The sequence below is a fragment of the Roseisolibacter sp. H3M3-2 genome (assembly GCF_029211165.1).
Classification (GTDB): domain Bacteria; phylum Gemmatimonadota; class Gemmatimonadetes; order Gemmatimonadales; family Gemmatimonadaceae; genus Roseisolibacter.
This window is the reverse complement of the sequence record NZ_JARGEK010000442.1, coordinates 1-3,525: the sequence shown is the minus strand read 5'-3', so window position 1 is coordinate 3,525 and position 3,525 is coordinate 1. Positions and strand designations below refer to the sequence as shown.

General features: G+C 79.9%; 2 protein-coding genes. Both read left to right on the top strand.

Annotated features, from left to right (window positions below; genetic code table 11):
• On the top strand, positions 1 to 2,750 hold a 2,750-nt coding region (locus PYV61_RS22655), incomplete at its 5' end, for an ADOP family duplicated permease (RefSeq protein WP_275835953.1).
• Positions 2,751 to 2,950: 200 nt separating this feature from the next.
• On the top strand, positions 2,951 to 3,525 hold a 575-nt coding region (locus PYV61_RS22650; RefSeq protein WP_275835951.1), incomplete at its 3' end, for a carboxypeptidase regulatory-like domain-containing protein.

The following is a 3,525-nucleotide window of genomic DNA, read 5'->3' as shown; positions in this document are numbered from 1 at the left end:
CCCGCCGCGCGCGGCGCGCCGGCCTGGGCAACGTGACCCGCGACGCCGGCGCGGCCGACGGCGCGGCGCGCCGCTACGCGCGGCTGCTGCGCGTCTTCCCGCGCGACTTCGCGCGCCGATTCGGCGCCGACATGGCCGACGTCTTCCGCGACCAGTGCGCGGCCGCCCACGCGTCGGGGGGCCCGCGCGCGGTCGCGCGCCTCTGGCGGCGCACCTGGCCGCGCACCCTCGGCGCCGCGCTGCTGGAGTGGCGCGACGCGCTCCTCGTCCCGTCGTACCCGGCCCCGCACCCCGGAGACCCGATGCTCGCCACGCTCGGGCGCGACCTGCGCCTCGCCGTCCGCTCGCTGCGCCGCGCGCCGCTCGTGACCGCGGTGGCCGTCCTGTGCATCGCGCTCGGCACCGGCGCGGTGACCACGCTGGTGAGCGCGTTCGACGCCTTCGTGCTGCGCCCGATGCCGGGGACGGGCCGCGCCGGGGAGCTGGTGCGCGTCGAGCGCACGCACCCCGGCGCCGACGGCTTCGTGTCGCTCCCCGCGTCGTACCTCGACGCGCTGCGCGCGCGGGCCCGCACCGTGTCGGGCGTCGTCGCGTGGACCAAGGGGACGTTCGCCGTGCGCCGCGGCGACGCGATGGCGCTCCCCGTCACCGGCAGCTACGTGACCGGCGACTTCTTCCCGGTGCTCGGCGTGCGCCCGCGCGTCGGGCGCTTCTTCCAGGCCGACGAGGACGGGCGCGAGACGGCGGCGCCCGTGGTCGTCGTGTCGGAGCGCTTCTGGCGCACGCAGCTCGGCGCCGACAGCACGGCGGTGGGGGGCGACCTGCTGGTGAACGGGCGCCGCCTCACCCTCGTCGGCGTCGCGCCCGCCGAGTTCCAGGGGCCCAACGCCCCCGTGCAGACCGACGCCTGGGTGCCGCTCGGCGCGCGGCGGCTGCTGATGCCGACCGCGGCGTCGCTGGCCGACCGCGACGTCACGACGCTGCAGCTGGCGGCGCGGCTGCGCCCCGGCGTGACGACGGAGGCGGCCACGCGCGAGCTGGAGCGCCTGACCGCCGACCACGTCGCCTCGGGCGGCGACCCGGAGTGGCTGCGGAAGTACACCGACGTGCGCCTGACGACGCTGCGCGCGCTCCCCGCCGACGCGCGCCGCACGATGGCCGGCTTCCTCGGGCTGCTCACCGGCGCGGCGGCGCTGGTGCTGCTCATCGCCAGCGTGAACGTCGCCGCGCTGCTGTCGGCGCGCGCCGTGGCGCGGCGGCGCGAGATGGCCGTGCGCGCGGCGATCGGCGCCGGGCGCGGGCGGCTGGTCGCGCAGCTGCTGACCGAGATCCTCGTCCTGTTCGGCGCCGGCGCGGCGGGCGGGCTGGCGATCGCGTTCGCCGCCGCGCGTCGGCTGGAGGCGCTGCCGATCCCCGGCGAGCTGCCGATGCGGCTGCAGCTCGCCCCCGACCTGCGCGTGTTCGGCTTCTCGCTGCTGCTGTGCGTGGCGATGGGGGCGCTGGCGGGGCTGGTGCCCGCGCGCCGCGCGCTGGCGCTCGGCGTCGCCACGCGGCTGCGCGACGGCGCGGGCGGGAGCGCGCGCCGCGCCCGGGTCGGCGACGCGCTGGTGGCGGGGCAGATCGCGCTGTCGCTGGTGCTGCTCGTCGGCGCCGGGCTGTTCGTGCGCGCGGTGCGCCGCGGCGCGGAGATCCCGCGCGGCTTCGACGCGGCGGGCGTGACGACGGTGCTGGTCGACGCCGGCGCGTGGGGGCTCGACGGCGCGCGCGCGCGGACGCTGACGGTGGCGATCCGGGAGCGCATCGCGGCGATCCCCGGCGTGACGCTGGTGTCGGCGGCCAACGGGCTCCCGCTCACCTTCCGCAGCAGCGGCGACGCCGTGCAGCCCGCCGGCCCGGGCACCGCCGACGTGCCGGTGTCGCTGCTGACGATCGCGCCGGGGTACCACGCGGCGCTGCGCATCCCGCTGCTGGCCGGGCGCGACTTCCGCGCCGCCGACGACACGGGGGCGGCGCGCGTCGCGGTCGTGAACCAGACGCTGGTGCGCACGCTGTGGCCCGCGCTGCGCGCGCCGGGCGAGGCGCTCGGGCGAACGTTCGGCTTCCGCGGGACGCGCGTGACGGTCGTCGGCGTGACGCGCGACGCGAAGCACGCCTCGCTCGCCGCGCCCACGCCGCCGCTGGTGTACCTGCCGCTGGCGCAGCACTGGGAGTCGCGGCAGTGGCTGCTGGTGCGCACCGACCGCGACCCGGCGGCGCTGACGCCGCGGATTCTGGCCGCCGTGCGCGCCGTCGACCCGGACGTCCCGCGCCCCGCCGTCGAGACGCTCGAGGGGGCGATGGCGATCGGACTCCTGCCGCAGCGCGCGGCGGCGCTGGTGACGGTCACGCTCGGCGGCGTCGGGCTGCTGCTCGCGGTCGTGGGGCTCTACGGCACCATCGCCTACGCCGCCAGCCGCCGCACGCGCGAGGTCGGGATCCGGCTCGCGCTCGGCGCGCGGCGCGGCGACGTGGTGCGGCTCCTGCTCGGCGAGGGCGGGCGGCTGACGGCGGCGGGGCTCGCGCTCGGCCTGCTGCTCGCGGCCGGCGCGGCGCGGCTGCTCGGCTCCCTGCTGTTCGGCCTCTCGCCGCTCGACGCGGTCACCTACGTGGGGACGACGGCGCTGCTGGCGGGCGTGGCGCTGCTGGCGAGCTGGATCCCGGCGCGGCGCGCGGCGGCGGCGAATCCGACGGCGGTGCTGCGGCAGGAGTAGTCGCGACGACGGCGGGCGCGTCCGATCGCGGGGACATCGGCCGTCCCCTCGGGAGGGCGGTCGCCGCGTGACGCGCGCATCAACTCGCGTCGGCGGCGCGAGTTAGTGCGCGTGCCCGGCGCGGCGCGTGCCGTGCCGTCCCCGCGGCCGAGCACCCGGGCGACGCGGCCCACCGTGCGGAGACCCGAGCCCGTGCCGTGATGTCCTCCGTCCAGCGTGCCCTCCGCGTCGCCTGCGCGGCGCTCCCCCTGCGCGCCGCCGCGGCGCAGCCTCCCGCCGCGCAGCCCCCCGCGTCCGCCGACTCGCTCGCCGCCCGCGGCGCCGTGCAGGGCGTGGTCTTCGACAGCCTGCTCGCCGTGGGGCCGCTGGCGGGCGCCGAGGTGTGGGTGGCCGGCACCGGCGCCACCGCGCGCACCGACGCCGTGGGGCGCTTCCGCCTCGACGGACTCGCGCCGGGGAGCGCCGAGGTCGCGGTGTCACACCCCGCGCTCGACGCGCTGGGCGTGGCCACTCCGGCGCGGGCCGTCGCGGTCGTGGCCGGGCGGGTGACCGAGCTGCGGCTCGCCACGCCGTCGGCCGCGACGCTCTACCGCGCGCCGTGCGGCGGCGCGCCCGAGCCGGGCGTGGGGCTGGCGCTCGGCGTCGTGCGCGTGGGGCGCGACGGGGCCCCGGCGGCCGGCGCGGAGGTGGACGCGTCGTGGGGGACGCTCGTCCTCGGCGGCGGCGCGACGACGACGCGCGTGGCGCGCGTGCGCGCGCGCGCCGACGCCGAGCG